The 21,818-nt window shown below is 65.7% G+C and carries 17 protein-coding genes; 9 read left to right on the top strand and 8 right to left on the bottom strand.

The window, feature by feature from the left end:
* Positions 1 to 20 precede the first annotated feature (20 nt).
* Positions 21 to 824: a PEP-CTERM sorting domain-containing protein gene (locus tag N8I74_RS04555; RefSeq protein WP_263125751.1), complete on the bottom strand. Its 804-nt coding sequence runs from the start codon at positions 822 to 824 to the stop codon at positions 21 to 23.
* A gap of 360 nt (positions 825 to 1,184) precedes the next feature.
* Here N8I74_RS04555 and N8I74_RS04550 point away from each other — a divergent pair, with 360 nt between their 5' ends.
* Positions 1,185 to 3,707, top strand: a complete 2,523-nt coding sequence (locus N8I74_RS04550) for a response regulator (RefSeq protein WP_263125750.1) — start codon at positions 1,185 to 1,187, stop codon at positions 3,705 to 3,707.
* Here the strand turns inward: N8I74_RS04550 and N8I74_RS04545 are convergent.
* From N8I74_RS04545 to N8I74_RS04535, 3 genes are read right to left on the bottom strand one after another with little or no spacing between them, the layout of a single operon-like run.
* Complete coding sequence (locus tag N8I74_RS04545) at positions 3,697 to 4,389, bottom strand: Type 1 glutamine amidotransferase-like domain-containing protein (protein ID WP_263125749.1); 693 nt, start codon at positions 4,387 to 4,389, stop codon at positions 3,697 to 3,699. The genes N8I74_RS04550 and N8I74_RS04545 overlap by 11 nt on opposite strands.
* Complete coding sequence (locus N8I74_RS04540; RefSeq protein WP_263125748.1) at positions 4,389 to 5,027, bottom strand: phosphoribosyltransferase; 639 nt, start codon at positions 5,025 to 5,027, stop codon at positions 4,389 to 4,391. Before N8I74_RS04540 ends, N8I74_RS04545 begins: the two co-directional genes overlap by 1 nt.
* Before the next feature lie 2 nt (positions 5,028 to 5,029).
* The gene (locus N8I74_RS04535; RefSeq protein WP_263125747.1) at positions 5,030 to 6,370 is read right to left on the bottom strand and encodes an erythromycin esterase family protein; all 1,341 of its coding nucleotides are present in this window, start codon (positions 6,368 to 6,370) and stop codon (positions 5,030 to 5,032) included.
* A gap of 203 nt (positions 6,371 to 6,573) precedes the next feature.
* Between N8I74_RS04535 and N8I74_RS04530 the strand changes: the two genes are divergently transcribed.
* Positions 6,574 to 8,220, top strand: a complete 1,647-nt coding sequence (locus N8I74_RS04530; protein WP_263125746.1) for an alpha-amylase family protein — start codon at positions 6,574 to 6,576, stop codon at positions 8,218 to 8,220.
* On the opposite strand, the gene N8I74_RS04525 is transcribed toward N8I74_RS04530, so the two are convergent.
* Positions 8,181 to 9,179 (bottom strand): TIGR03885 family FMN-dependent LLM class oxidoreductase, encoded by a 999-nt coding sequence (locus N8I74_RS04525; protein ID WP_263125745.1) that lies wholly within the window; start codon positions 9,177 to 9,179, stop codon positions 8,181 to 8,183. The genes N8I74_RS04530 and N8I74_RS04525 overlap by 40 nt on opposite strands.
* A gap of 483 nt (positions 9,180 to 9,662) precedes the next feature.
* Here N8I74_RS04525 and N8I74_RS04520 point away from each other — a divergent pair, with 483 nt between their 5' ends.
* Positions 9,663 to 10,586: a hypothetical protein gene (locus N8I74_RS04520; RefSeq protein WP_263125744.1), complete on the top strand. Its 924-nt coding sequence runs from the start codon at positions 9,663 to 9,665 to the stop codon at positions 10,584 to 10,586.
* A gap of 25 nt (positions 10,587 to 10,611) precedes the next feature.
* Here the strand turns inward: N8I74_RS04520 and N8I74_RS04515 are convergent, their stop codons facing one another.
* Both N8I74_RS04515 and N8I74_RS04510 read right to left on the bottom strand, forming a co-directional pair.
* Positions 10,612 to 10,941, bottom strand: a complete 330-nt coding sequence (locus tag N8I74_RS04515) for an antibiotic biosynthesis monooxygenase (protein WP_263125743.1) — start codon at positions 10,939 to 10,941, stop codon at positions 10,612 to 10,614.
* A 57-nt stretch (positions 10,942 to 10,998) separates the two neighbouring features.
* Entirely contained in the window at positions 10,999 to 11,565 is a 567-nt protein-coding gene (locus tag N8I74_RS04510) for an NADPH-dependent FMN reductase (RefSeq protein ID WP_263126715.1), read from the bottom strand.
* Between the two features lie 82 nt (positions 11,566 to 11,647).
* Between N8I74_RS04510 and soxR the strand changes: the two genes are divergently transcribed.
* The 6 genes from soxR to N8I74_RS04480 all read left to right on the top strand — a co-directional run bounded on the left by soxR (position 11,648) and on the right by N8I74_RS04480 (position 20,115).
* Complete coding sequence (gene soxR, locus N8I74_RS04505; RefSeq protein WP_308445874.1) at positions 11,648 to 12,181, top strand: redox-sensitive transcriptional activator SoxR; 534 nt, start codon at positions 11,648 to 11,650, stop codon at positions 12,179 to 12,181.
* A 439-nt stretch (positions 12,182 to 12,620) separates the two neighbouring features.
* On the top strand, positions 12,621 to 15,245 hold the full coding sequence (locus N8I74_RS04500) for a type VI secretion system Vgr family protein (RefSeq protein ID WP_263125742.1): 2,625 nt from the start codon (positions 12,621 to 12,623) through the stop codon (positions 15,243 to 15,245).
* Position 15,246: 1 nt separating this feature from the next.
* Positions 15,247 to 16,101 carry a DUF4123 domain-containing protein gene (locus N8I74_RS04495; RefSeq protein WP_263125741.1) on the top strand — a complete coding sequence of 285 codons (855 nt, stop codon included), beginning with the start codon at positions 15,247 to 15,249 and terminating at the stop codon, positions 16,099 to 16,101.
* Positions 16,102 to 16,125: 24 nt separating this feature from the next.
* Positions 16,126 to 18,657, top strand: coding sequence for a T6SS effector BTH_I2691 family protein (locus N8I74_RS04490; protein WP_263125740.1), 2,532 nt, complete (start codon positions 16,126 to 16,128; stop codon positions 18,655 to 18,657).
* Complete coding sequence (locus N8I74_RS04485) at positions 18,657 to 19,598, top strand: DUF6708 domain-containing protein (protein WP_263125739.1); 942 nt, start codon at positions 18,657 to 18,659, stop codon at positions 19,596 to 19,598. Before N8I74_RS04490 ends, N8I74_RS04485 begins: the two co-directional genes overlap by 1 nt.
* A gap of 43 nt (positions 19,599 to 19,641) precedes the next feature.
* Entirely contained in the window at positions 19,642 to 20,115 is a 474-nt protein-coding gene (locus N8I74_RS04480) for a hypothetical protein (RefSeq protein WP_263125738.1), read from the top strand.
* A gap of 234 nt (positions 20,116 to 20,349) precedes the next feature.
* Here the strand turns inward: N8I74_RS04480 and N8I74_RS04475 are convergent, their stop codons facing one another.
* Positions 20,350 to 21,801, bottom strand: coding sequence for an exonuclease domain-containing protein (locus tag N8I74_RS04475; protein WP_263125737.1), 1,452 nt, complete (start codon positions 21,799 to 21,801; stop codon positions 20,350 to 20,352).
* Positions 21,802 to 21,818: the final 17 nt, after the last annotated feature.

Below are 21,818 nucleotides of genomic sequence, written 5' to 3'. Positions count from 1 at the left end.
ACGGGCCGCGCCGGCTTCAATCAATGGGTTTTCCTGCGGCGTGCGGCCAGCAGGCCGACCAGGCCCATTCCCAGCAGCGCATAGGTCTCGGGTTCGGGCACCGGGGAGACCGGGGTGTCATAGGGAATGGTATTGAAAGAAACCGTGTAGCTGTCCAGGCGGGTCGTCATCAACGCCGTTTCCTCGAAAACCGTGCCGGTGAAGAGGTCGGAGCGGTAATAGCCTTCACGCAGGTTCGCGTTCACTTTCATCGAAAACGATTCGAACGATGCCAGGCCGTTGTTTGCGCGCAATCCTTGCAGTGCCTGATCGGCCACGCGGCTGTTCTGCCAGGCCGCCGGCAGATGGTGGATCGAATCGTCGCCCATTCCCGGGGCATAGGCAGGCGAATATTTGCTGGATTGCAATTTCTCGCTTCCCAAATGCGCGGCATTGCCGGATCGAATTGCAACCTGTGTAACAGCTGTCGCTTCCATCACGAATTCGTCACCCACCTGGCCGATTGCTGTGGCGGAATGGGTCAGCTGAAAATCATTGACCCTGCGTCCTGTCTTGGTGAGTACTTCGACATCGAATGGCTTGACCGAGACGGAGGCGGTGCGCCTTTCGGCAAGCCCGCCGATGGTGAGCTGTGCCAGCGGTTTGTCTTCGATTGCCTTCAAAGTCAGTGTGTTGCCGATCACATCCACCTTCCAGTTGCTCATCAGACTGGACGAATCATAACGGAACCACAGGTCGGCACCTTCGACGGTAATCAACGCAGCATGGGCAGGCAGCGCAAAAATGCCGCAGACCATGGTCACGATCCATTTCTTTCCCAACATCAACAAGCTCCTTTAAAAAGAGAATTGCACACCGCCTGGGATACCGATTGTCCATGTATCCCGGTGATTCCGTCTGGCCTGCCAAGACGGGCGGGCAACTGTATCACGGCAAAGTTTATTTTTATTTATGTTTTTGGTTTTCAACAAATACGCCATATTTATCAGCAAACACTTAAAGACAAGGCCGCGCAACTTCTCACGTCCCCGTTCAATCCCGTTGCCGCACAATGTATTTTGCGGCGCCGGGTTCTGCGGTGAACTGGCAGCCGCGTTGCAGGCAACGCCGGATGCCGCCCTGTCAGCAGCCTGCGGCAGAAAGCGGAACCCCGGTCCCTCCAGCACACCATTGCGAAGTGCCCCATGTCCCTCCCATCGACGGCACCGGATTACCAGAAACTGTTCAGGGAATCGGCCACCTGCAAGTGCCTGCTTGATGCCGATTTCAACTTTGTCGACGTCAGCGCCGGCTACTGTGCGGTCACGCAACGCAGCCGCCAGGAGCTGCTGGGTCGCAATCTGTTCGAGATGTTTCCGGCCGACCCGGGCAGCACGGACAGCGACCATATCGAGATCCTGCGCAATTCATTCCAGCGGGTGTTCGATACCGGCCTGCCCGATACGCTGCCGCTGATCCGTTATGCCATCGCCCGGCTGGATGCCTCGGGCCGCCGGGTGTTCGAGGATGCGTACTGGAGCGCCAGCCATTACCCGGTGGCCGACCAGGCCGGCAAAGTGTGCTTTGTGCTGCAGCACACGCAGGACGTGACCGAGATCCAGGCACTGCGACGCGCGCTCAATGCCGCGCGGCAGGACGTGGCGGTGCTGGGCGACGAGCAGGAGGTGTTGGAGCGGGCACGGCTGGCGCAGGAGGAAAAGCAGCGCATGGATGCCGAACGGCTGCACCTGCGCCGCCTGTTCGAGCAGGCGCCGGGTTTCATGTGCGTGCTGCGCGGCCCCGAGCATGTATTCGAACTGGCCAACGAGGCCTATTACGTCCTCGTCGGCCGACGCGAACTGATCGGCTGCAACGTGCGCCAGGCGCTGCCGGACATGGCCGGCCAGGGCTACTTCGAACTTCTGGATCAGGTCTACGCCAGCGGCGAGGCATTCATCGGCCGGGAAATGCGGGTGCTGGTGCAGCGCGACGGCGGCACGCCCGACGAGGTGTTCGTCGACCTGATCTACCAGCCGATCCGTGGGCGCGATGGCCGCGTCAGCGGCATCTTCGTGCAGGGGCACGACGTGACGGCCCAGAAACATGCGCGCGACGAGCTGGCAGCCTACCGCAACCACCTGGAGCAACTGGTCGAGCTACGCACCCGGGAGCTGGCCGACAGCGAAAAGGAGCGGCGCCAGGCCGAGCGGGCCTTGCTGCAGACGCAGAAGCTGGAGGCCATCGGCAAGCTCACCGGTGGCGTGGCACACGATTTCAACAACGTGCTGCAGATCATCGCCAGCAACCTGCAGTTGCTGCGCGGCGAGGCGATCGGCAGCGCGCAGGGGCGCCAGCGGCTGCAAGGCGCGCTGGCCGGGGTGGAGCGCGGTGCCAAGCTGGCGTCGCAATTGCTGTCGTTCGCCCGCCGCCAGCCGTTGGAGCCGGTGGTGTGCAACGTGGGCAAGCTCCTGAGCCGGATGGACGCGCTGCTGCACCGTGCGCTGGGCGAGGCGATCGCGGTGGAGCTCGTGGTCGGCGCCGGACTGTGGCACTGCGCGCTTGATCCCAATCAGCTGGAAAACGTGGTGCTCAATCTGGCGATCAACGCGCGCGATGCCATGCAGGGCGAAGGCAAGCTCACCATCGAGGTGGGCAATGCGATGCTCGACGAGACCTATGCGGCGCAGCACGCCGAGGTCAAGCCCGGCCAGTATGTGATGATCGCGATCAGCGATACCGGCAGCGGCATGAGCGAGGAAGTGGCGGAAAAGGCGTTCGAACCGTTCTTCTCGACCAAGCCCGAAGGCCAGGGCACCGGGCTGGGGCTGAGCATGGTGTATGGCTTCGTCAAGCAAAGCGGCGGGCATATCAAGATCTACAGCGAGCTGGGCGAAGGCACCACGGTCCGCATCTACCTGCCGCGCAGCCTGGGCGAGGAGATCGAGCCCGAGGCACCACCCCCGGTCGTGGTGCGCGGCGGCAGCGAGACGGTGCTGGTGGTCGAGGACGATGCCGAGGTACGCCGCGCCGCCGTCGACATGCTGACCGACCTGGGCTATCGCGTGCTGAAGGCGGAGAACGGCGACAGCGCGCTGGCGGTGCTGCAAAGCGGCGTGCCGATCGACCTGCTGTTCACCGATGTGGTGATGCCGGGCCAACTGCGCAGCCCGCAGCTAGCGACGCATGCCAAGACCTTGCATCCGGGGCTGGAGGTGCTGTTCACCTCGGGCTACACCGAGAACGCCATCGTGCATGGCGGCCGGCTCGATCCGGGGTTGCATCTGCTGAGCAAGCCCTACCGGCGCGAGCAGTTGGCGCGCAAGGTGCGCCAGTTGCTCGACCAGCGCGGCAGGAACACCGGGCCGCCCGCCGCGGCAGCGCGCAGCCTGCGCATCCTGCTGGTCGAGGACAACGAGATCCTGCTCAGCTCGCTGACCGAGATCATCCACGAGAGCGGACATGAGCCCCATGCCGTCACCAGCGCCGAGGCGGCGATCCGCGTGCTCAATGGGACGCACTTCGACGCGCTGCTGACCGATGTGAGCCTGCCGGGGATGTCGGGGATCGAACTGGCCGAGCAGGTCCAGCGGCATTTTCCGCAGATGCGCATCGTCATCGCGTCCGGCTATGTGTTCAGCAACGAGGTGCAACGCCGCTTCGGCACCAATGTCAGCTTCGTGGTCAAGCCCTACGACCTGCACCAGGTCGAGGCGCTGTTCAACAGCTAGCCGTGGGAGCCGCCCGGCACGATCCGTCCGCGGCGATCTGCACCACCTTGCCCACCGCATGCACTGCCCCGTCGAGCACCGCCAGGCCGCTGCCGTCGGGCGCGGCATAGAGCGTATGCCCGGTGGCGGTGGCGTACTCGCGCAACGCCGGCAGGGCGGCACCGCCGCTGCCCCAGTGGGGATGGAACTCGAAGGGTACGGCGGCGAGTGCGGTCAGATCGCCCGACCGCTTGCCGCGCCGCGGCGGAAAGAAACCGGCAATCGCGATGCTCGGGGTGAGCAGGATGGCGCCAGCGCTGTCGCCCACCACCACCCCGCCGCGGGCGATGTACTGCTGCAGCGCCTCGAACACGCCGCTGGCATGCAGACGGCGCAGGAACACATAGCAGTTGCCGCCGGCCAGGTGCACCACGTCGTAACCCAGCAGCAGGTCAGGCGTGCAGGTGCGCCCGCCCTGCAACACCAGCAGCGTCACATCGGCCACCCCATGCCGGGCATAGTGGGCGCAACGCTCGGCAAAGAAGCCACGGGTCTTGTCGGTGAGACCGCCCGAGGCGATCCAGGCCACGCGTGGCTGCGGCACGCCGGCTTCGCGCAGCGCCCAGGCGTCCAATGCCTCACCGGCGCTGCCGCTGTGGTCGCTGAACAGGAACAGCCGGCGGCGCGAGCCACATTCAGCCATCACCCGCCCCCCTGCCACGCCGCCAGTTCATCCAGCACCGCGGCATCCTCAAGCTGTGCGAAATCCCGGTAGTGCAGGCCGACCGCATGGAAGGGCTGCGGGGTGCGCAGGCAGACCAACTCATCCACCTGCGCGCGCAGGGCTTCGACCACGTCGCGCGGCGCCACCGGCACGGCCAGTACCAGGTATGCCACATCCTTGCCACGCAGCGCCTGCAACGCGGCCCGTACTGTGCTGCCGGTGGCGATACCATCGTCGACCACGATGACGGTGCGTCCGGTCAGCGACGGCAACGGCCGTCCGCCACGATAGCGCTGGCGCCGCTGTGCCAGCACTGTGCGCTGGCACTCGACTGCCGCTTCCAGGTAATCCGCGTTCAACGGGGGGGTGCCCCGGTCTAGCCAGACCACCTCGTCCGGCTCGCCTTCGACCAGTGCGCCGATGCCGACCTCGGCCGACCAGGGGGCACCGATCTTGCGTACCAGTACCACATCCAGCGGTGCGCCAAGCTGCCGCGCCACCGGCGCCGCCACCGGCACGCCGCCGCGCGGCAGCGCCAATACCAGCGGATCGCGTCCGCGCAGGTGCAGCAGCGCCTGCGCCAGTTCACTCCCTGCGGCGTGGCGGTCGGCAAACATGGTCATATCCCGAACGGAAAGGTATCCGGCACGCCGTGCGCCGTGGGCGCCGGCAGCGGCGTCAGCGCCCGCGTCTGCGCGAACCACAGATAGGCGTCGAACTGCTCGGCCAGCACGGCTTCGAAATAGTGGCTCAGCCGCTCGGTCGCCGGCCGATAGATCACCCCGATGGCGCGCTGCAGGCGCGGGGTGGCCAACAGCTGCCGCAGCTCACTGCCCGTCCGGTCGCGCCAGCAGGTCAGCGAGCAGGCCGGCGCGGCGCGCTCGAACAATGCTTCATGGCTGTCCGGATGCGGTGGCAGCACCGCCTTCACCTGCGCCGCGCCGTCCCAGTCGTTTGCGGCAAGCACCGTGCCCCGGGCAGTGCCCAGGCCGATCAGCACGGCCTCGCTGCCGAACGCCGTGCGGCACAACTCGCCCAGGTTGAATTGCCCGCGCCAGCCCATCTCGGTGGCAGCGGCATTGCCGATATGCGAGTTGTGCGCCCACACCACCACCCGCGCGGCGCCCCCCTGGCGCGTCAACAGGCGATGCAAGGTATCGAACATATGGCGGTCGCGCAGATTCCACGACTCGGTGTTGCTGCGATACATCACCCGGTAGTAGTGCTCGGCGGCGCGCACGACGCGCGCATTCTGCGCCGCATCGAAAAAGCCTTCCTCCTCGTCCTCCTGTCCCAGATAGCTCAGCCGTCTTTCCAGCAACTGCTGCAACTGCTCGATCGCCTTGTCCTCGCACGAGGCCACGTCACCGGTGCGCACCGCGAGGCCATAGCGCTGCGGCTCGATATGCCACGGCGTCAGACAGCCGTAGCGCCAGCGTGCCTGGCTGGCCGCTTCGGGGTCGACCTGGTCCAGGTAGTCGAGCACCGCGCGCACCGAGTTGCCCAGGCTGTAGAGATCGAGCCCGCGTATCGCCACCCGCTCCGCCAGCGGCCGCCCCTGGTTGTGTCCGCGCAGCCAATCCAGGAAATGGCGCATGGGCTGGTTGCGCCACATCCAGACGGGGAAGCGGGTGAATGCGCCCTGCGCCAGCGACGACGAAGGCCGCAGCCGCACCACCGCATCCAATTGCGCAGCATCCGGCCAATCGGCCTCCAATGCCACGCAGTTGAAGCCATGCACTTCGATCAGCCGCCGGGTGATCGCCGCACGCGCGGTGTAGAACTCGTCGCTGCCATGGGTGGCTTCGCCGAGCAGCACCACCCGGGCGTCGCCGAACGCATCGAAGGCGGCACCGAATGCAGCGTCGTCGGGTGGCGGCAGCGGCCGGGCATGCTGCGCCAGCAGCGCAGCGGCATCGTCGGACGACCGGGAGGAGGTGGGCAGGGCATCGGCTGACATGCGCTCGCCCAAGCGAAAAACGCGCCAAGCCGCAGCACCGGTCCGGCGGGGCGCGCCGCGACGCGGATTTGTAAAACCTGCGCACCGGCAAGGCCGGATGTGTAGTTTGTGCAGGGCCTGCATCGGCTGCGCTCACCGGGATGCGCACTGCACCGGGCACAAACCCTGCTCGTCGTGTCGGGTCTGCAGCCTTTGGGATCGTGATGGAAGCCAACGATATCTGGTACGACAACGCCGTGGCGTATCAACTGGACGTGGCCACATTCCACGACGCCAATGGCGACGGCGTGGGCGACCTGCGCGGGCTCACCGCCCGGCTCGACTATCTGCGCCAGCTGGGCATCAACTGCCTGTGGCTGATGCCGTTCCACCCCACGGGCGATCGCGACGACGGCTACGATGTGACCGACTACTACGGCATCGATCCGCGCCTGGGCAGCTTCGGTGACTTCACCGAGATGCTGGATGAAGCCCGCGCACGCGGGATGCGGGTGCTGATGGACCTGGTGGTCAACCACACCTCCGATCAGCATCCCTGGTTCCAGGCGGCGCGCCGCTCGCGCGATTCGCCGTACCGCGACTACTACGTCTGGGCCACCGACCCGCAGGACCCGCAACGCGATCAGGTGGTGTTTCCGGATCACGCCGACAGCGTATGGACTTACGATGCGGTGGCGCAGCAGCACTATTTCCATCGGTTCTACGACTTCGAACCCGCGCTCAACCACGGCAACCCGGCGGTGCGTGAGGAAGTGCGCCGCATCATGGGTTTCTGGCTGTCGCTGGGGGTCTCGGGCTTCCGGGTCGACGCGGCGCCCTTTCTGATCTGGCCCAAGGGACCGGCGCAGCATTTCGACGATCCGCACGAGGTGCTGCGCGAGCTGCGCCGGCATGCAGCGCGCTATGGACTGGGGGCGGCGCTGCTGGGCGAAGCCAATGTGGCCCCGGCGCAGTTGGGCGGGTTCTTCGGCCGTGGCGACGAGATGAACCAGCTGTTCAATTTCCTGGGCGCGGAGCGGCTGTTCCTGGCACTGGCCCGCGAACAGGCGGCGCCGCTGCACGACCTGCAGGCACGGCTGCCGCCCCTGCCGCCCGCCACGCAATGGCTCAACTTCCTGCGCCACCACGACGAGCTGAGCCTGCAATGGCTGGACGAGGATGAGCGGCAAGCGGTGTTCCAGGCCTTCGGCCCCACGCCGGACATGCAGGCGTATGGCCGCGGGCTGCGCCGGCGCCTCGCACCGATGCTGGATGGCGATCCCGACCGCATCCGGCTGGCGTTCAGCCTGCTGTTCAGCCGCTGCGGCTCGCCGCTGTTGTTCTATGGCGACGAGATCGGCATGGGCGAGAACCTGGCACTGCCGGGCCGCTACCCGGTGCGCACGCCGATGCAATGGTCGGACGACGCCAATGGCGGCTTCTCGAGTGCCGCGCCGCAGGCGCTGTATCGCGACGTGGTGCGTGATGGCGCCTTTGCCTTTGCCAAGGTCAACGTGGTGCAGCAGTGGCAGACGCCCAATTCGCAGTTGAATTGGATGCAGCAGCTGATCGCGATCCGCCGCGCCTGCCCGGAGCTGGGCCAGGGCGGGCACGCCTGGCTGGACAGCGACGATCCGGCAGTGCTCGCCGAGACCATCCACCTTGGCCAAGGCCGCATCGTCTGCGTGCACAACCTTGCGCGCATGCCCAGGCAGTTCACACTGCGGCACCCAGCGTTATGCGGTCAGCCGTGCTACGAGCTGTTCACACGCACCATCCGGCATGCGGACACCGATGGCCGGCTGACGCTGTCGCTGGCGCCGTACGGCTATCACTGGTTCCGCGTGGGCGGGCTGTTCGCCCCGGCCTGACGCAGCTGCGGCAGCACCTTGGCGCCGAAGGTCTCGATGAAGCGCGCCTGTTCGCCGTTGACGTTGTGCAGCAGCAGCGCATCGAACCCCAGCGCGAGATCCTGCTGCAGCCAGTGCGCATGCCGGGCCGGATCGCTGGACACCCGTACGTGGCGGGCCACATCCGCTGGCGTCACATAACGCGCCATCGCATCGAACGCCGCCGGGCTCGCCACATCCTCGGCCAGCTCGGCGGCGAACACATTGGTGCGCCACTGCACATGCGCCCCGGCCAGCGCCGCCTCATCGGTCGCCGCGTAGGAAAGCTTCACCTGCAGATAGAGCGGCTTGCCCTCGCCGCCGCCCTCGCGGAACGCCTCGACAATGGCGCGCAGCGTCTCGGTGTGTGCGGAAACAGTGATCAACCCGTCCGCCCAGGCGCCCGCCCAGCGTGCGGTCTGCGGGGACAAGGCGGCTGCGAACAATGCCGGTGGCTGCGCCGGCAGCGTATAGAGCCGTGCCCGCACCAGCTGCAGCAGGCCGTGATGGGTCACCTGCTCGCCTGCCCACAGCGCACGGATCAGCTGGACCGCCTCCAGCAGGCGCGCATTGCGCTCGGCCTTGTCCGGCCAGCGCTGCCCCAGGATGGCCTCGTTGATCGCCTCGCCACTGCCCACCGCCAGCCAGAAACGCCCGGGATACATCTGCGCCAGTGTGGCGGCGGCCTGCGCGATCAATGCCGGGTGATAGCGGAACGCCGGGGCGTTGACCACCCCCAGCGGCAGATCGGTGGCCTGCAGTGCGGCACCCAGCCAGGACCAGGCAAAGCCGCTCTGCCCCTGCGCCTCACCCCAGGGGTGGAAATGGTCCGAGCACATGCCGCAGTCGAACCCGGCCTGCTGCGCGGCCTTGAGATAGCCCAGCAGCGCGCCGGGCGAGAACTGCTCGTGTGAGGCGTGATAGCCCAGGCGTGGTTGCATCGCGGTCCTGCCGTGGTGAAGTGAAAGGACAGCAAAGCCAACTTCGTGCCAGCCGGGCCACGCCACCGCATCCGAAGCGACGGTAGCCTGCTGGGCCGCCAGGATGCTGGCGGGGCGGCAGGCCGCCAGCGCGCCGTGCGCCCGCCGGTCGCCAGCCGGGGGGCGCCACCGCAAACCCGGTTGCCCCGCCCGGGACCATGTCATATCAATAAGAGCCGCCGACAGAACCCGGCTGGCCGCACCGCACAATTGCCGTACCGCCGCTGCGCCGGGCGGTCGCAGGAAGCCCGATGCGTGGCGGCTGAGCACATGCCGCGCTGCTTGCCAGGACTGCGGCGCCGGGTGCTGTCCGCGGCTTCAAACACGCTCCGGCCCCTGCCCTGCGGCGGGATCCCGGTGCGGCTCCTGCAGCCTGCGCAAGCCCGCCGCAGCCGTCGACACGCCATCCTGACCTGTGCGGCGCGCACCACCGGGGAGGTTCCCATGCTCGGCCTTTACCGCTATCTGATCCGCTGCAAACGCAAGGTCCTCGCCTACCGCGAGGAAAGAACGGTACAGCTTTACGCGCGCTCCTATTTGGAGCAGGTGCTGGCCGATCTGCAGCGGCTATCCAGGGACAGCGCCCGCCACCTCGATCCGGCGACCCAGGAACGCATCGATACCCTGCTGTCGTGCCGGGCCTCGTGGCGCTCGCTGTTCGAGATGGAAATGCTGGCGCTGAAATTGATGGGCCGGGAGGAATTGCAGGTCAGGACGCAGGTCCTTGCCGCCAAATTCAAGAACCAGAACCTGACCAAGGACAACGCCCTGCTGATCCAGGTCGACGAGGAGATCCGCAAGGGCACGCCCGAGACGCTGCTGGCCCAGGCCATCGCCTTTCAAAAGGAATCGCAATGGGTGTTCCGCAAGGCGGTGGCATTGGACCAGCATCTCAATTCGATGCGCCTTTTCGTGCTGCTGACCACGCTGCTGCTGCTCGAATCCGTCGGTTGGTTGTATCTGGCGGCCAAGGACCATTTCGATCCGGGCCGCTTTCACCTGGACCAGATCGCCGTGGCATCCATCTTCGGCCTGCTGGGGGCCTACATCAGCATCTGTCGACGCGCCAGGATGGATGAGGAAAAGAACAGCCAGACCGCCATGCCCAGGTTCGTGCCCTACCAATCGATCAGCAGCCTGAGCGCAGGCAGGGTGGGCCTCTTTACCGCGCAGATCGTCGGCATGATCTCGGCCATCGTGATGCTCTACCTCTCCCGCAGCGGACTGATCTCGGGCGAAATCCCCAATCCGGGCGCCAATCCCTTGCCCGGCATCGTGCTGCTGTCGTTCATCGCCGGGTTTTCCGAACGCTTCGTCCCCGACGCGCTGGACAAGCTCGCGGCCAAGACCAGCAAACCGGCCGGATAGCGCACGCCCTGCCAGCCGGCCTGCCTCAGGCCGGCGCCACCTCGCGCACCACACGCAAGGTGTCAAGACCGACGGCGCGTGCGCCATGGCAGCCCAGCACCGCGTCCAGCGCCGCCTGCGCCTGCGCCGCGCCGAACGTGGCTTCCCACGATTCGCGGGTCAGCCACTGGGTACGGTTGATCACCCGGTCGCCATCCTCGCTGGCGTAGAAGCGGGCACTGACAAAGCCCGACTGGCCCTGGCACTGGCGCGCCACCTCGTCGGCGAGGGCATGCAGCAACGCGTGCTGGCGTGATGGATCGACCTGGAATTCGACCTGGAGCGTGAACAGGGAAGCAAGCTGGGGCGATGGCATGAAGGCTCCGTGGTCAATGGCATCAGTGAAACGGGTGGTCCGGCGGGATGGCGGCGCTCAGGCCAGCACCTGCTGGTAAGGCACTGCCGCACGGGCAGCGCGCAGCATGCCGCCCCACCAGCGCAGCTGCGCCAGCATCCGCGCCAGCGAGCGTTCGGCGCGCCGCGCCTCCGGCGCAGGCAGCACGCCATCGGCACCGAACCGATCCTGCGGATGCGCGAAGCTGACGGTGTCGCGCAGCGTCACCGCATGCAGTTCGGCAAACACCTGGCGCAGCTGCTCCACCGCGCGCAGTCCCCCCGATACCCCGCCGTAGCAGACAAAGCCGACCGGCTTGGCGTGCCACTCGGCGTAGCCCGCGTCGATCAGCCATTTGAGCGGCGCCGGATAGCCATGGTTGTACTCGGGGGTGACTACGATGAAGGCATCGGCCCGGGCCAACTGCTGCCGCAGCTGCACGAGGGCGGCCTCGTCGGCCGTGCGCCAGGCAGCGGCCGGATCGATGGGCAGCAGCGCCAGATCCGGCGCACCGGCGACATGCGCGCCGACCCAGTTGGCGATCACGTCGCAAAAGCGCCCGCTGCGCGCGCTGCCGTAGATCAGTGCCACGTTCAAGGGTTGCATCACGGTGGGGTCTCCCTGGTTGTGCATCAGTCAGCGACAGGGTAAAAGCTGAAGTTAACTTGAGGTCAAGCGGAACCACCGTATGAACAAATTCAGTTCGTCCGCAAAGGTGCAGTGGCTGACGGTGGGCGAACTGGCCGCCCGCAGCGGCGTCGCGGTCTCGGCGCTGCGCTTCTACGAAGCCAAGGGCTTGATCCACAGCACACGCAGCAGCGGCAACCAGCGCCGCTATGCACGCGAGATGTTGCGGCGCGTGGCCATCATCAAGGTGGCGCAGCGTCTGGGCATCGGCCTCACGGAGATCCAGTCGGCACTGCAGTCGCTGCCACAGGAGCGCACGCCGACCCCGAAGGACTGGGCGCGGCTGTCGGCGCACTGGCAAGCGGCGCTGGACGAGCGTATCGCTCAGTTGACGCGTCTGCGCGACACATTGACGGGGTGCATCGGCTGCGGCTGCCTGTCGATGCAGGCCTGCCCGCTGCGCAATCCGCACGATGAGCTGGCCGCGCATGGGCCCGGTCCGCAACTGATCGATCCCATGGGTCCGGGGGCCGCGGCGCTCGACGGCCACATGGCCCGGCTCCCCGGCGCAGCGCATCGCGACCCCGAAGAATAGACCCGTCGGCCTGGCTGCGGCGTCAAGCGGCCGACCAAACCCGGCACAGCGGTTCTGGCTGGCAGCGCGAAACGCAGGCAGGACAGGGCGGCAGCCACAAGATGCGGTCGGCCAGCCACGCGTGGCAGCGCATCCTGCATGCCGGGGTTCCGGTGCATCGGCAGCCCGCCTGGTAAAGCCCCGGGTGTCAGCCAAGCTGGCCCCGGTCCAGATGCGGCGGCATGACGACGATGCAATGCAACATCGAAAACGGCCGATTTGTAATCCGGCCCCACCGGTGTCGACGCGGTGACGAGCGCAGCCCGGATGCAGCGGATACAACTGATACGGGGTGGCCAAACGTGCATCGGCTATTTTGTCCGCCTCTCCTATGTCCTTTGAGTAAAGCTTACCCCGCTGGTATTATTTCGGCTTCCTGACACCCTTTCTCAAGCATCCCATGGACCTCGCCACCCTGCTGTCCTCGTTCGCCAGCGCCTTTACGCAGGACCAGCGGCTGGTCACGCTGCAGCTGGGCGACGGGGCGCATTGGGGCGGGACGCTGCTGCCGCACAGCGCCACGGGCAGCGAGGCGCTGTCCCAGCCTTACCGCTACCGCGTTGAATGCCTGTCGCCGTCGGTCGATCTGGAACTCAAATCCCTGCTCGGCCTGCCCGCCCAGCTCGGCATCCTGACCGCCGACGGCGGTGAGCTGGTGCGCGGTGGCGTCATCACCCGCGCCGAGGCGCTGCCCGCCGACGGCGGCTTCGCCCGCTATGCGCTGACCATCGAACCCCCGCTCGCGCTGCTGGCCCACCGTCGTACCAGCCGGGTGTTCCAGGACCGCACCGTCCCCGACCTCGTCCGCGCCGTGCTCGATGAACACCTGGCCGGCAACCCGGTGTTCGCCGCCGGCTTTGCCGTGCGCTTCGAACTGCGCGAGACCTACCCGCTGCGCTCCTATTGCCTGCAGTACCGCGAGACCGATCTCGCCTTCGTCAGCCGGCTGCTGGCCGAGGAAGGGCTGGCCTATCGCTTCGACCACGCCGCCGGTGACACGCCCAAGGTGACGCTGGTGGTGTTCGACGACCCCTATGCGCTGCCGCAGGCCCAGCAGGGCAGCGTGCGCTTCCATCGCGCCGATGCCACCGAGACCGAGGACAGCCTCACCGGCTGGACCAGCGCCCGCCAGCTGGGCACCGCCCAGGTGGCGCTGGCCAGCTTCGACTACCGGCCGGTGGCGACGCTGCAGGCCCAGGACGGCACGGGGATCGACCAGGGCGACGGTGGCGCGCAGGCCGAGCGCACCTTGGCGGACTACGACGCGCAGACGCTGTACTACGCCAGCGACGACGACGCGCTGGCCCGCTATGCCCGGCTGCGCCAGCAGGCGCTGGATGCGCACAAAAAGGGCTTTGCCGGCAGCGGCACACTGCGCAGCCTGCGGGTGGGCGAATGGTTCCAGCTGCGCGACCACCCACACCACGACGCCGACGCGCCCGAGCAGCGCGAGTTCGTCGCCACCCGGCTCACCTTCCGCGCCCGCAACAACCTGCCGGGCGGATTGCTGGCCCAGTTGGGCGAATCCGCTGGGGAGGCCGCGCCGTTCCAGGTCGACTTCGACGCCCAGCGCCGCGGCATCCCGCTGCCGCCTTTATACAGCCACACCGAGCATGCCAGGCCCACCGCCCCCGGCGTGCAGACCGCCACCGTGGTCGGCCCGGCCGGCCAGGAAGTGCATACCGACCCCTACGGCCGGATCAAGGTGCAGCTGCACTGGCAGCGCCGCCCGGAACACCCGGACTTCGGCGCCAACCAGGACGAGCGTTCCAGCTGCTGGCTCCGCGTCGCCTACCCCAGCGCCGGGGCGCAGTGGGGCCACCAGTTCATCCCGCGCATCGGCCAGGAAGTGCTGGTGGACTTCGTGGAGGGCGACATCGACCGGCCGCTGGTGGTCGGCACCCTCTACAACGGCAGCCACCTGCCGCCCACCTTCTCCGGCGCCGGCAGCCTGCCGGCCAACCACACCCTGTCCGGCATCAAGAGCCAGGAGTTCGGCACCACCCGCTACAACGAGCTGCTGTTCGACGACACCCAGGGCGAGCTGCGCCTCAAGCTCTCGTCCGAACACGGCAAGACCCAGCTCAACCAGGGCTACCTCGCCCACCCGCGCCGTGATGGCAAGGCTGAACCCCGTGGCGACGGCTTCGAACTGCGCACCGACCACGCCGGTGCCCTGCGCGCCGCGCACGGGCTGCTGCTCAGCACCGAAGCCCAGCCCGGCGCCGCCGGCCAGCAACTGGACCGGGCGCAGGCCCAGGCGCAGCTTGAAGCCGCGCAACAACTGGCACAGACCCTCAGCGACACCGCGCAACACCAACTGGCCGACCCGGCTGAGATCGGCCCGGACACGGTGGATGTTGAAGGCGAAAAGCAAGCCAAGACCCAGCACGGCCACCTGGATCACCTGAACGAAGCGCTCAAGGCCTGGGAAGCCGGTTCCAACACCGACGAACAAGGCAAGACCGCGAAGGAGCAACCTGGCCAGCAACCCATCCTGCTCGCCAGCGCCCCGGCCGGCATCGCGCTGACCACTGCCCACGCCCTGGTGCTGAACAGCGGGCAGAACCTGGACACCCTCAGCCAGCGCGACACCCAGCAGAGCACCGCCCGCCGTTGGATTCACAACGTCGGCAGCCGGATCAGCCTGTTCGTGCAGGGGGTGGTGGACAAGGTGAATCTCAAATTGATCACCGCGAAGGGCCATGCGCAGCTGCAGGCGCAGAGTGGCGATGTGGAGATCGTCGGCGACCAGAATGTGCGCATCCATGCCAACAAGGAAAAGCTGGAACTGGTGGCGCAGGAAGAGTTGCTGCTGACCTGCGGCGGGGCATATATCCGGCTCAAGGGCGGCAACATCGAGATCCACGCACCGGGCAGCCAGAGCCTGAAGGCGGCGAGCTACAGCCTGGCGGGGCCGACCAGCATCGCGGTCAAGAACACCACGCCGCAGGGCAAGCTTTGCGCAGCGCAGAATCAAGTAGCGGTGGCTCAGGGCGGGGCGACCGTTCCGGTCGGGAACTGAAATGATGCCGCACCAAGCACTGCTGGCCCGACACCACTACGCCATCGTCGATCGTTTTGCGCTCAATCCGGCCGCCTGGCACGAGGCCTTGCCGCTGCGCCCGCTCGTGCCTGTCCAATTGCAATCGGATGCGGACAAGATGCCCGCACTATTGCCGCTGGGCGAGCTGAGCGCGCCGCAGTTGGTGCTGCTGTGCGACAACCTGCTGGCTGCGGAGCAGGGCGAGGCCGATGCTCTGCTCGCCTGCCTGCTGCACATTCCCGGCGGCGATACCGACGCGCTCGTCCGCCATTTCAGCAACCACCTGCTGCTGCGTTCGCCACAAGGCCGGGCACTGCTGCGCTATTACGACCCACGCGTCTTTGTGCATCTGACCTGGCTGCTGAACCCGGATCAGCTCGCCGACCTGTTCGGCCCAACGACGCAGTGGACTTGCTTATTGAAGCATCAATGGGTCAGCATCCCACGGCCCGTTGCCGCCGAATCCTGCCAATACTGGGGTGCGAGCCGGCAGCAACGCGTGCAACTGGACCAAGTGGGATTGATCAACGCCGTGCTGGCCAACTGGCTGGCGCCGGCTAGCCCGGCATGGGCTGATCTGTCGGCCTTCGTTCCGCTGGCAAGGCAAGTAGAGGCGGCCCTGAGCACAGCGCAGCAGCGCTACGGGCTGCAGGACGCCGCCGACCTGGCCGAATTTGCCGTACAGGCATTGCGCCACGGCGCGTCATTCCATCTGCATGACCTGATCCAACGTGTACTGGCGCGCGTCAATACCGGCGCAACCACCTATGCCGATGCCTGTGCGCTGATCGAACCACATCAATGGGCCGCGATTGCCGGCCATGCCCAACACTGACCCGCTTTTCGAGAATACCGAGCCATGAGCGAATGCCAGACCAAGTGCAAGATGTGCGACAAGCGCGGGCTGCCCATCCTGCTGACCCGCTATGCCATCGCCCCGCACGACGCCGGCGCCCCCGCAGTCCAGGGCGGTTTCAGCGTCACTGATCAAGGTGGCGCCAAGATCGATCTGCAAGGCGCGGCCCAGTACACCCAGCGCCTGTTGCGTAGCGGCTACCTGTACATGTACGACGAGAAACGCAACCGCTGGCACGGCTATTTCATCACCCCCGACGGCTACTACATGCCGTTCGATATGCCCAAGGCCGGCCCCACGCCGCCGGCCATCAAGGGCGACCCCAAGAAGATCGTGCCGTGCAATCCGGCCAAGAACGGCATTATCGCCGGCTGCATCACCCTCTCCACCCCTACTGAGGCCGGCAAGGTATGGTTCGGCTTTTCCGACGTGGAATGGACCCAGGCGGTATGGCAGCGCCATCAGAGCGCCGACTACCGCAAGCGCCACATGCGCGAGTTCGACGTCGCCAAGTGGCTGGGCTCTGGCGCGCACAACCACGCCTGTGGCATCCACCTGCACGCCGGCTACATTGCCGAATACGCCAAGGGCGCACGCAAGCAGGCGTTCGCCTTCAGCCCGGCACAGTTCAATGCGCGCAGCGGGCAGTCCGCTGGGCTGATCCACGCCTTCGAGAATCTGAACCGCGGCAAAGGGGTGTTCCTGGCACTGAATGATCCGGCTGGCCTGGCCATGGACCTGGCAGCGCTGATGACCAGTTCGCTCAATGCCTTCATGCAGCAACCGGCCCGTAGCCGCAAGCTGACCATCAGCGCAACCATCGGCGACCTGCGCACCGCCATTTACGAACAGGCCAAGGACAAGGCGATCCGCGACGCCGATTTCAACGCGCGCCAGCGGGCCACGCAGGGGGGCCTCTCCTACCCCGCCTATGTGCCAGCGCAATTCGATGAGGCGTACTACCTGCGCACCCGCAACCCCTCGTCAACCATGGTGCGGGAGTATCAGCAGGAGGCATGGCAGAAGTACCGCGACAGCTACAGCGAGGCCGCCCGCCAGCAGTTTCAACGCGAGTTCACCGAGCAACTGGCCGAATTCGATCGCACTCGCATTGCGCCGCTCGCCGTCGCCCATGCCGCATGGATGAAAAGCCAACGCATGGCGCAGAGCTTCCAATGCAACTTCGACGAGACCAACCTGGACAGCGGCAAGGTCTATCTCGCCACGGTATCGCTGTGCATTGCCGACACTCAGGACAAGCAGGCCTGCTTCGATCTTTACGACGAGTGGATGGACGGCTCGCTGGAAGACCAGCGGAACCTGCTGCTGCGGGCACTGGTACTCAACCAGCAGCAACTGGCCAGCATCATCAGCAAGGGCGCTCAGGTCAACATCGATCCGGCCAAGCTGCCCTGGGACGGCATGATCGCCAGCGTTGGCGGCGCACTCGATCGGGTCATGGAGAACGAGAGCGACATCCTGGGCCGCTTCATCGTCCAGGCTGGCAGCACCGCGCTGAACAAGCTCAAGGCCTGTGCCGAAGCCGGCGCACTGCCGCAGGGGCTGGTGGCCATGGGCGTCGTCAGCAAGTCCGCCATCGTGCGGCTGGAATTCACCGGCAGCATGCGCGACTTCCAATCCTATCTGGCCGAGGAACTGATCAAGGCCCGCGGCGAGGCGCTGCCGCCGCACGGGCTCAAGGCTGCGCTGAACCGGCACCTGCGCAGCCTGGAAGTGGATGGCGTATCGCTGGAAGGCACGCGCAAGAAACGCTTCCTGGTGATGTTGAACCTGGACGAACTCAAGGCAGTGCAAAGCGGTTTGAAGCCGCGCGCCAAATCGGTGGCAATGGCCAAGACGCTTGGGGTGGCTGATCTGCGTGCACTGAACCCGGGGCGCTGGCGCAACGGCCTGAACCGCGCCGCCATCTGGGCCAAGGGCCACTTGCCGCTGGGCTTCAGCGCGCTGGCCGCCTTGGCGCAATGGGCCGCACTGGGCAGTTTGACCAGCGATCTGGAAAAATCGGTCAAGACCGGGCGGGATCTGGACGAAAACCGCGCGCGGCACCTTGCCGGCTGGGCGGCCTTTGGCGGTACCATCGCCGAAGCACTGGGCACGGTGGTGGCTAAAATACCCACCACGACATTGCGCCTTGGGCAAGGCTGGACAAGTTTGATGTCCATCCTAATGAAAGGAATTGGGAAGGGGCTAGGGATACTTGCGGCGGGGACAATGGCTTATTGGGATGTTAAAAAAGGCGTATCAGAAATGCAATCAGGAAAGCAAGGGCTGGGCATGCTTTACTTGGCTTCTGCAGGATTTGGCCTCGGGGCTGCAATTATCTTGCTCCTGCCTTTTGCCTGGGCCACCCTAGTGGGCTTCATCTTGATTGCGTTAGTACTATGTATCGCCGTACTAATCGAATTCATCAAACCCAACCCGATCCAGGAATGGCTGGAGGGCTGCATCTTCGGCAAGGACACATTCAAAACCCTGGACGCGGAAATGCGCGCCCTCAAAGCGATCTCGGAATAATGGAATACATCGGCCTGATCTCCAGATACCCGGTCAACCGCCCGTTGACCGACGATGAAATCATCCGCCACCTGCCGCAGGACCAGCCCAGTACCGCCCGGCCCTGGTATCAGCTGTCGGTGATCCGGATGAATTCCACCTACCTGGAGTGTTGCGACAAGTTCTTTGGGTGGAAGGGACTACTGACCACCGTAGCCATTTCCTTTGGGGCAATCATGGGAAGTGGGATACTCCAATTCCTGGCCATTATTTTTTTACGTTGGGGAACACAAAGCCAAACCGAGCATAAAGAAGATCTAATCGTGCTAGCCTTTCTCGCCGTATTGGCTGCGATCTTCGCCGTCGCGCTTACTTGGCTTATGCGTCACGAAGCCTTCCGTTACACCCACTACCCAATCCGCTTCAACCGCAAGACCCGGATGGTACACGTGTTCCGCCTGAATGGCAGCGTGTTGACCGTACCATGGGACGACATCTACTTCACGCTCAATCGCGCCCAGATGCGCAATACCTGGGAAGTGCGCGGCCATATCCTGGCGGAAGACCGCCTCACCGTACTCGAAACCTTTGGCCTACCCTATTTCAGCGAAGCAAACGACCCCAATCTGCTGTCGCAATGGGAGTTCGTGCGCCACTACATGGAAAAAGGCCCAGCCCAACTGCTGGAACAGGTGCAACACACCATGGACATCGCCGGACGACGCGAAACCTTCTGGGGTGGATTCCATCGGCTGATGGTGCATTTCAATGCGCTGCCGCTGCTCGCCTGGCTATGCTCGCCGGTATTCCTGCTACTCGCCATCGGCCGTTGGATCGCAATGCGCACCAGCAAGGTGCCCGCCTGGCCACCGGAAGTGGAAGCGCAAAGCCAGGTCGATCCCGAGGACCGCCACCAGCGCGATGCACAGCACCCCTACGCGCCGTCGCGGGGTCCGGGCTGAATGCCAGAAATTTCCCGACAGATCAACCAGCATCCAGACCCACGTGAAGAAAATCAAATATCTGCGTGAGAAGCTTGCCGGCTTTTGCGCATCCGGCCCCGGAAAATCCATTCTGGTGCTGATCTTGATCGCAATGCTGCCGCTGATTTTCGTCATCGGTCTGCCCGCCCTGCTGCTCAGTGCCATCCATTCGCAATGGCGCGGCAAACATCCCCCGGTCAAGATCGACGGTGTCCATGTCGCGTTTCAAGCGATGTTCTATATCGTCCTTTTCATCGTATTGATCTGTACCGGGCTCACCTTGATCGAGTTTGCAATCAATGGGGAAATCTGTGGCAGGGAATCACGTCTCACTCGAGTGAGTTGCTATGATTTTTCAAATGCGTTCTGGAAGGCGTCGCTGCATTTCTTCCTGAACTATTTGTTCTTCTGGTTTTCGCTGGCTTTCATCTGTATCGGCTTACACGGACTGCTCGCTGCAGAAAAACCCCGGGATACCGATGAGCAGGGCCGTTGAAGCCCGCGTGGCAATGCCACGAGCGGCATTGGGGGTTCGGTATCACCGGCGGGCAGCTGCCAAGCCGCCACACCCGATAGCAAAAACGCCATATAGACCGTGCATGACGCATTCGGCGAAAGCCACCGCCGTGCTGCTCCTTGGATAACCGGCCGGCCGCGCCTCCTGCCCATGACAAGGTGCGGGAGCACAGGGTCAATTGGCTTCAACGCCCGCACACCACCACCGATGCGCTCAGCCGAGCCGGCGCACCTGTCCGGCGCGCTTCTTGAATTCGGCACGCAGCAATTTGTAGATGTCGATATCGAACGGCGCGGCCGGCGCGGCCAGCAATTCGGGCAGTTCGGCAAGGTCGTGCACGGTGCCCAGGTAACGCCAGCGGTCGATCACGTGCAGTTGCGGTGCCCATTCCGGGCCTTCGGGCAGTCCGACCGGGCCGGGCCACGGCCAAGCGGCGAAGGCATGTTTGCCCAGCGCCGCCAGAAGGCGCGCGTTGTAGAGCGCGGGGGCCTCGCGGCCGGCGCATACGCCCTTGCAGCGCCCCAGCTGATGGCCGAAGCACGGCGTTGGCCCGCCCTTGCGTGACCGGGGCTCCAGCCCCAGCGCCTGCCGGCACAGCCCCAGCTCCTCGGCCAGCTTCTCCAGCAGCTTGGCTGCCTCGCGCCGGCCGCGGAACGGCCCGAACAGAAAGTCACGCCCGCCGCTGTCCGTGTCCAGGTCGGCCACGTCGATGAGCCGCGGCACCAGCACGCCGTCGTCCTCGACCAGCCGCCAGAGGCATTGCTCGGCCGAAGGCCGCAGCCGCGCGTTGAAGACCGGGCGCAATTGCTTGACCAGCCTGGCTTCCAGCAGCAACGCCCCCAGCTCGCCCGCGGTTTCGATCCAATCGATCCGGCGCACCAGTTGCGCCAGCTGCATTTCCTTGTGCGCCTTGTGATCGGCGGCGAAATGGCTGAGCACCCGCCGGCGCAACCCGGTGCTCTTGCCCACGTATAGCGGCGCATCGCGCTCGCCATGGAACAGGTACACCCCGGCCCCGTCGGGCAGGTCGTCCAGCACCGCGGGGTCGAGCCCGGGGGGCAGCGCGGGCTGGCGCGTCAGCTCGGTGATCGCGGCCTGCACCGCGGGGGCCGGATGGTCGCGCTCGACCACCTGCAGGAACTGCAGCAGCAATTCGGCATCGGTGAGCGCCCGGTGGCGCATGCCGTCCACCCGCAGGCCATGGCGCGCCACCAGCGCATCCAGGCTGTGCTTGTATTCGGCCGGATAGAGCCGGCGCGAGAGCTTGACCGTGCATAGCACGCGGCTGCGCAGCGCAAGGCCCGCCCGCTTGAATTCGTTCTTCAGAAAGCCGTAGTCGAAGCGCGCGTTGTGGGCCACGAAGATGCGGCCTTCGAGCCGCAGCAGCACCTCTTCGGCCAGCTCGGCAAAGGTAGGCGCCCCGGCCACCATCGCGTCGTCGATGCCGGTGAGGCTTTGGATGAAGCTGGGAATGGGCACGCCGGGATTGACGAGGCTGGCCCACGCGCGCACGCCCCGTGCATCGACCTCTACGATACCGATCTCGGTGATGCGATCGCGCGTGGCATTCGCGCCGGTGGTTTCCAGATCGACCAGCACCAGCGGTTCGACAAAGGCAGCAGACAGCACGGCGATACGGCGGCAGGAAAACAAACCCCGCAGCATGGGGCAGCCGCGGCACC

It is taken from the genome of Chitiniphilus purpureus (genome assembly GCF_025642115.1).
Taxonomy (GTDB): domain Bacteria; phylum Pseudomonadota; class Gammaproteobacteria; order Burkholderiales; family Chitinibacteraceae; genus Chitiniphilus; species Chitiniphilus purpureus.
Note: the sequence above shows the minus strand (reverse complement) of the source record. Positions and strands in the feature narration are given on the sequence as shown.